8 protein-coding genes are annotated in these 7,468 nt (G+C 45.8%); all 8 read right to left on the bottom strand.

Translation table 11 applies throughout. The annotated features are described in order from the left end of the window. Positions 1-137: 137 nt before the first annotated feature. Positions 138-1,334 (bottom strand): amino acid permease, encoded by a 1,197-nt coding sequence (locus tag KDK15_RS07570; protein WP_257294752.1) that lies wholly within the window; start codon positions 1,332-1,334, stop codon positions 138-140. Positions 1,335-1,514: 180 nt separating this feature from the next. Beyond that, positions 1,515-2,174 (bottom strand): HrpE/YscL family type III secretion apparatus protein, encoded by a 660-nt coding sequence (locus KDK15_RS07565; protein ID WP_257294751.1) that lies wholly within the window; start codon positions 2,172-2,174, stop codon positions 1,515-1,517. Beyond that, positions 2,153-2,845, bottom strand: coding sequence for a Yop proteins translocation protein K (locus KDK15_RS07560; RefSeq protein ID WP_257294750.1), 693 nt, complete (start codon positions 2,843-2,845; stop codon positions 2,153-2,155). The genes KDK15_RS07565 and KDK15_RS07560 overlap by 22 nt, the downstream gene beginning before the upstream one ends. Before the next feature lie 112 nt (positions 2,846-2,957). Then, positions 2,958-3,746 (bottom strand): type III secretion system inner membrane ring lipoprotein SctJ, encoded by a 789-nt coding sequence (gene sctJ / locus KDK15_RS07555; RefSeq protein ID WP_257294749.1) that lies wholly within the window; start codon positions 3,744-3,746, stop codon positions 2,958-2,960. A gap of 163 nt (positions 3,747-3,909) precedes the next feature. After that, the gene (locus tag KDK15_RS07550; protein ID WP_257294748.1) at positions 3,910-4,338 is read right to left on the bottom strand and encodes an EscI/YscI/HrpB family type III secretion system inner rod protein; all 429 of its coding nucleotides are present in this window, start codon (positions 4,336-4,338) and stop codon (positions 3,910-3,912) included. Between the two features lie 85 nt (positions 4,339-4,423). After that, positions 4,424-4,792, bottom strand: a complete 369-nt coding sequence (locus KDK15_RS07545) for a hypothetical protein (RefSeq protein ID WP_257294747.1) — start codon at positions 4,790-4,792, stop codon at positions 4,424-4,426. A 9-nt stretch (positions 4,793-4,801) separates the two neighbouring features. Further along, on the bottom strand, positions 4,802-5,188 hold the full coding sequence (locus KDK15_RS07540) for a hypothetical protein (protein WP_257294746.1): 387 nt from the start codon (positions 5,186-5,188) through the stop codon (positions 4,802-4,804). Then, positions 5,178-7,424, bottom strand: a complete 2,247-nt coding sequence (locus tag KDK15_RS07535) for a TyeA family type III secretion system gatekeeper subunit (protein WP_257294745.1) — start codon at positions 7,422-7,424, stop codon at positions 5,178-5,180. Before KDK15_RS07535 ends, KDK15_RS07540 begins: the two co-directional genes overlap by 11 nt. Between the last annotated feature and the right edge of the window lie 44 nt (positions 7,425-7,468).

The raw sequence follows: 7,468 nt of genomic DNA, 5'->3' as shown, positions 1-7,468 counted from the left end.
AGAGTGACTGATCACTTAGTCAGAAAATATGATTTCATTTGGTTAACTACTTAAGCAACAGCTTAAATTTTGAGGTATGCAGATTTATTGTTTGATTAACAAAGGTTCACTTTTAATTTTCAACTTACGCAAAAAAACTACAGCCTGGAAATAAATTGGGACAAAATGATAATACAGCCAAATACAAAACAGGTTGACATCAAAACCGTTCCCCCGGGTGCCCGAAACGGGTTTTCATAGGCTGCTTGCTTTCTTAATACATAGACCATTGCCGTGGGCAGAAGGATAGCCAGAATGGCCAGAGCAACCGCTGCATAACCCAGGGCTGCGACAAAACCATCCGGGTATATAATGGCAATAATAACCGGTGGGATAAATGTCACCAGAGCGGTCTGCAGCCGATGGATTCGGGTATCCGCCCTTTGTAATAAGTTGGCAAGATAATCAAATAATCCAAGAGCAACGCCCAACACGGATGTCAATAACGCCAGATCAGAAAACAGGTGCAGAATAGTGTGTACATTTTTATCATTGCTTAATGCTGAAATTAAATAAGCCGTTGCCCCGGATGACTGACTGATTTGCAGTAATAAGCCTTCTGGCAATACCCCCATCACCGCCATCAGCCACAAGGTATAAACCGCCAGCGGGATCAGGGTCGCTAACAGAAAAATAAGGGGAATATGCTGCAACTGCTTCTTTTGATAAATGATAATGCTGGGAATGCCACCATGATAACCGAACGAAGTAAATATCACCGGCAGTGCCGCCAGAACCGATAGATACTCAACCCTCGCCGTATGTATCATACTCTCATAACGCACTGAAGGTGCCAGTGAAATCAGGGCAAGGATGAAAGTAACGATCATCAGGGTGAAAAAGATACGGTTAACAAGATCCACCGCCCGGGTACTGTAACAAACAAAGGCACCGGCAATCAGCGCAAAGAACATCACGCACAGTTCAGAGGAAGCTCCGGGAACCACTGATTGAACGTACTGCGCCAGTAATGATCCCCCCCCGGAAAAGTAGGCGGACATCAATGCGTAAAAAAGCCCAAGAGGGGCAATGGCAGAGAACACCTTCCCTATCCGCCCTAATGTACTGCTGGCCATGGTATACAAATTACAGCCAGGTTTGATGGCAACATTGGCCTCAAAGGCATAAAGGGCAGAGATAACCGCAAAGAATGCCGTGACCGCAAAAATAACCATAACCGGCATCAGGCCGGTACTGGCTGATACCAGTGGCAAAGCAAGCATGCCCGCACCGATTGCCGTTCCTGCCAAAATTAAAGCACTGCCAATTACGGTGGAACGACTGGGTTCAGACATAAGCGAGAACCTTCACTGAATATAAATTTCAGTGATAAAGATAGGGGATTTTAATAAAGATGCCCGCCTAATTATGTCCTGTTGGACAAAGTGAGCCTCTAGGAGGTAAATACTGCTTATTTCAACGACTTCTTCCAACAACAGCTGAACAGAGTACTCTGACAATCTGCAGAGCCCTCTCTATTCGGCCTTGTCTGCCATGTCGGCCTCACGGCTGCGTGCTGCTAATGATTGGAGACTGTCAAACCGCTTCTGTAATGCCCGCAACTGAACATCAACACTGGCATCAACAACGCCGATTTCACTCTCCATAATACAGTCGCCGGGTGAGAGCCGGGGATCAGCAACAAGATCAATAAAACCAACACCTTTATACTCTGCCAGGATGGTATTCAAGCGTGCCTGAACAGCACTGTACTGAGCTGATGGCACACGGATGGTGACATGCTTCTCATTTCTGACATGTTGCAGGGCATTTTTAACCAGGCTTATGGCCAGCTCTTCCTGATCGAACTCACCGATGATTTTTTTCACACCGGAAAGCAGAATATTCGCAAGGGTATTTTCAATATCTGAAAGATAATTGATCGTTCTGCTGACCACTTTCAACATATGATCTGTCTGTTCAGCCTTACTTTCCGCCAAACCTTCCTGATACCCCCGCTTTTTTTCCTGTTCATAGGCCTGGCGGGCTTCCTCAACAATACCTGCAGCCTGCTGCTGGGCTGCCTTAATAATTTCCTGGGCTTCAAGATAAACAACATAGTCATCTGCCTTGAGCACTTTACAGGTTGGATCCAGCTCCAGCTGGACATTATTCAGGATAACAGGTGCCGCCACTGTCGATTCACCTCTTTATGTGTTTTTACCAGTAACTTCACACACTGGGCTTTGTCCAGTCCCCCGGCACCTGGTGAACTCAAGGTCTTTTTCCAGCTGCTGGGCATTTTTAATATCAACCGTTGCCGGAAGGCTCCGGGCAAATCAGAAAATGCAGTGGCAATAACCTGTTGGCCATTCATTTCCAGAAACGCTTTAAATCGATCCAGGTGTTTCCAGTCAATGAGTATACCGGGACCATTTTTTTTTGCAGCCCGGCTGATAAATTGCGCTTTTTTCACGGTAAAGCGGTAAGCCTCTTCTCCCAGACATTTCTGCAGTGCCATACGCTCATCACGACGGATAACTGACCGGACAGTGCCTTCGTTGAGAATCAGCCCGATGTACAAAGCCAACTGTTCAATTTCTTCGGCACTGGCAAATACTATCCTTTTATCCGGGCGATCAAAGTCATAATCAAACTGCTTGGCGATACCGAACTTGCTCAGCAGGTAGTTTGAAAGATTAAATTGTGCAGGCACACTGGTCTGAAGTGATTTCAGTAACTTGAAATGTTTATCCGATTTAATCCAGCTCGCATGTACGTAACGAACAGGAAAGAAGTTAAACTCAACCATATGATTGAACAGGCTTGTTCCATTGTATTCCTGAAAAACATTGTTACTGTTCATTGGTCATTTCACTCTAACCCTATACACTCCACTGAATAACCATTTAACGGGGCATGCACTGCCCCACAAATAAGTCCCACAAATAATTTGGTATTGGGTAAATCATCCGTTATTAGCGATCACCCTTTTTTTTCTTCGGTTTTTTCTTCTGTTCCATCATCCAGAAGAAATAGCCACCGGCTCCCAGTGCCAATATCAGCATGAGAATCAAAGCATAGACAACGATGCGAATAACCCCTGCAGAACCGGGAGTAACATCGACAAACAGCACCGTTTCTGTTGATGGGCTGTCAAAGTTGCCAGAGTTCAGGCGTGTTGCCGGGAACAGGGAAACAGCGATCTTCTCCAGGGAAAGCCCCTCAATACTGTTTGCTACCAGGGTTTTTACTTTCGGCACCAGACCAGCCAGTTCCAGCTCAGGGGTATACTTGATAAACACTGAAGCTGATGAGGGGTAGTTGACATCCGTCAGGCTATCCTGCTCCTGGGGCAATACCACATGAACACGAGCGGTCACGACACCATCAATCATCGACAGTGTTGATGAAAGCTCCTGTGACATGGAATAGGTATAACGTGCCCGTTCTTCTGTCGGGGAAGAAATCAAACCATCTTTAGGAAAAATATCACCGATCGACGAGTATTTTTCTTTCGGAAAACCAAGACTGCTCAGAATCTTGATAGATCTTGCAACATTACCGCTTTCCACCATGATGGTGACAATTTTGTCTTTATCCACCAGTTTCTCAGTGGGAATATCATTATCAAGAAGGATGGCAAGCATTTCATTACCTTCTTTTTCATCAAGCCCGGAATAAAGCTCGACTTTACACCCCAGTAATAAAAAACCGATGAGACACAGTAATGTAACTTTAAAGCTCTGGACAAACCCCTGTTTCATGACGAGCCAACCTTATGCACGTTAAATATTATTACTCCTACATTTAACGGCCAGTTGCGAAGAAAAATTACGATTTACAGAGTATAGTTTTGAAAGAGAGGGGCAATAATGATAGCTGAAGAAAAATCACCTTATTTTCCTTCAGCTTACAGAAAAATAAAAATTACTGATTACGTAATAGCGTATCGAATGTCTGAGTACTTTTACTGACAATCTTCCCAATATAGTCTTCAGTAATCATCAGATTCGTCATAGCCATCTGAGTCTTGAACATATCCTTCATCCCCATCGCCTCACCCGGTGCCAGGTGCTGCTTGACCAGATCAGCCCTGCCTTCCACATGGTTCCTGAGCCCCTGCATACCCTGAAGCACCTTATCTCCCAGCGTCAGGGCCGGAGCATCCGGATTAGCTGTCACGTCAATAGGTTTAACGTTCGCCGCTTGAGAGGCTCCATCTGGCGACTGGCCAACCAGCTGGGCGAAACGGCCTGCCGCCCCATCTTCTGGTTGATTCGGATTGGCAAAGCCTTCCTGCGTTTTCTCCAGCGCTTTATCCGCCAGATTACCCGTCTTGATAATATTGTCCGCCATGATAGTAACCTCTATTCATTATTGATTGGTTGAGGTACTTAAAATCCTCTTATCTGTTTAAAAACAGCTTTTTAATATTTTTATCTTACAATTTTAGCTCATCTGCCTTGTTCATCAAAAACTGCATAGCGCGCTCCACACTGGGGCGGTTGAAATCAGAATCATCCACAAACAAACAGATAACCAGTTGATTTTCTTGAAGGCCGACCTGTAAAGGATAGGGAAAACTCCTTTTGTAATGGCATTCCGCCAGTGCACTTTCTAAAACGGGCAGACTATTAAAGGGGTCTATCTCCCGGGCCAGATACATCAAAACGCCCTCTTCCTTTTGTTCCATATAAAAGGATCCGGCACCCTCAATTTCAAAGCATGCTACGCCGGTATCACCGAAATCGAACCCCCTGATGCCCATGGCCTCAGCAAATTCAGAGACTACGCTATTACGCCAATCCATTCGTCCTCCTTAACTTTTCACTTCACCCGCTGGTGGTTGTCCCGGATTCATCCGCGGAGCCCCCTGAAGATCAACCAGTGACTGGATGTACGTCTTGATCTTCGTTTCATTGCCACCCAGTAGTGATATTTCAATTTGTGATGCTTTTGCTTGTTCCATATAACCAAGTAACTGTTCTAACTGAGCCTTGTCCCCTGCCATTGACTGGATATCTTTAAGGACATCACCAATATCACCATAAGACTCTCCTTTTACTTGCCCTTGCACCTTAGCGGCAATATACGCTGCGGTTCCCCTGGCAGGAGTGGACTGAGCTGAAGAGTTCCCGGATACACCTGTTTCACCAGAAATATCTCCGTCCGCATGGGCAGTCTCAAATGTTGTTTCAACCGCCATTATCATCTACACTCTGATTTTCCGCTGCATCCAGGGTTGCCTCGACCTGCATGTCCTCCGCAACATTCTGACCATCAGGCTCGTTCCAGGTTGATTCAACAGACAGGGTTTTCTCCTCAGCCCTGATACTGAATTTGTGAGAGTATTCCAGTTGGTCAAAGATATCAGTACCTAGCGGACGTGTTCTCGGCCCGCTAATAGGGTCAAACGGATGGTTAAAGAACGACTTCAAACGAGCACTGAAGGGGCCTTGTTTAAAGCGGGGGTGCAAGCTTTCTTTAAAGGATTTACTTGGCCTTTCCTTTATTTTCGAATCCAGTTCAGCAATGGTTGATTTAAGGCTGGCAAGATCGTTATTTAACTGGTCAAGATCTAAATCCGGACCACGATTATCCTTCAATACTTCCATTGCCGTACGAACCAGATCATTCACACTTTTATTAGGGTGAGTTTCCACCCACTCTCTCAGGGCATCGGGATCTGGCGGAATAAGCTTCAGTTCTTCCCCCTCGCCTGCGGGTGTAATAGCCACTTTAAGATCCTTGGCAAAGGCTTTACCTCGTTGACTGGCGACCGCTTGCAGCGCTTCAATAATACCTACATCACTATTCCCTTCTGCATGTTGCAATGCAGTTAATGAGCAGTCATAAACAAAGTTGGTATCCTTGCGTTGATGCAAACCCCGGGCCTTATCCAGTAACTCATCCTGTTTCTGTATCAGCTCTTGATCGGAAAGCCCATCAAAACTGCCCTTGGCCGTGACCTCGGAAGCCCCATTAGCGCCTCCTTTGGCAGTCACCTCAGGGGAGGTGCCTGTTGCCGGATCAGTGGTGGCTTTAGCTGGTGTCGTTGATGTTTCACCATTTGCCGCAGGCTCAGGCTGCATATTCTCAGCCCCAAGAGTGGGAACACCAGGGGATGCCACAAAGTCTGGAACCGGGCTCTCTTGATCCCCTTTGATGCCCAAATCCTCAAGAATGCTATTTGAGACGGGGTTTGAAGTAAGAAAATTATTTAATGTGTCTTCCGAGACTTCGGTTTCTCCACCTTTACCATAATTTTCATCTGTCTTCACAGAACCTTCTTCTTCCAAAACCAAATCATCCTGTACTTCCACAATTGCTTCACCCAAGCTCCCTTTAATTTGTTCATTGGCAAAAATTTCTTCCGGAATATCTTTAATCAAATTCGCAGTGCTGTTAATGAAGGCCGTTCTAACATCAACAGTCTGCTCACTCAACCCCATTTGCCCGATTAACTCTTTAAAGTTAGCCCCTGAAACAAACTGTTGATCCAGCAAACCCAGAACCTTGGTCATATATTTCTGACCATCAAATTGCTCAATACTAACCGGTGGCCTTCTCATCTTTCCTTGTGTTTCCATACAGCTATCATGGATACCCACCAGCCTTTTCAAGGCCGTCATATCATTAATCACTGAGCGCAGGTGGGTGTCTTCTGTGGTGGACGTCATGGAATTCAACTCGCCACTCAAAAACCTGAGCCTTCTATCGACTGAGTTCTCAAAACCAGTCGCCACCTGATTATTGTCCGAATCTGCATCCCCCACCTGGTTACCAATCAGGTCTTTAAACGCTGCACCGAGGGATTTATGATCCTTGACATGACCATATACCTGCGTACGAATTTCATCCGGTGTTTTATCGGGATGGTAGTCCTCGGCCAGTTTACCGGCAGCGTTTGAGATCTCTCTGCCAATCTCAATATATTGAGGATGCTCTTTTTCGAGCGTTTCAATGGCTTTAAAAATTTCATCTTTAGGCAGGGCGTCAGGATCAGCTTTAAAATCAACAGCAATCTCATAAAGCGCAAGATACTGGTGGTAAGGGTCCTGGAACTCCTCTTTGGCCCCTTTAAGATAGTCTTCTTGTTGATAATCCTGTTTTGATTGTTCAGGAAAGCGTCTTTTGAAATCCTGTGTTTCAGGAACTTGTTCAACATTCTTGATTTTTTCAATTAATTCGAGCTGCCGCTCACTTGCCGTTTTAGCTTTGGTTGTTTTAGTATCCTCTTTTGTCTTGAAATTAGACCTCAAACTACCGATCTCTTCCGCCATTTCGGAAGTTGAAACCAGCGATGATTTATTGGAGGCTTGCACACCCTGCCCGGTTGACAATTTCCCTGCCTGTTCAGCGGCGCCCGCAGCAACCGCCCCGGGAGCCTGCATCTGCTGCGTCACTCCTGAGGCTTGTATTCCTCCAAGTGGATTACTCATGCTTTCCCTCTCTGCAAGAAAAAGCCAACCCGCAAGGTTGGCTA

The sequence above is a fragment of the Endozoicomonas sp. YOMI1 genome (genome assembly GCF_024606345.1).
Taxonomy (GTDB): Bacteria; Pseudomonadota; Gammaproteobacteria; order Pseudomonadales; family Endozoicomonadaceae; genus Endozoicomonas.
Note: the sequence above shows the minus strand (reverse complement) of the source record. Positions and strands in the feature narration are given on the sequence as shown.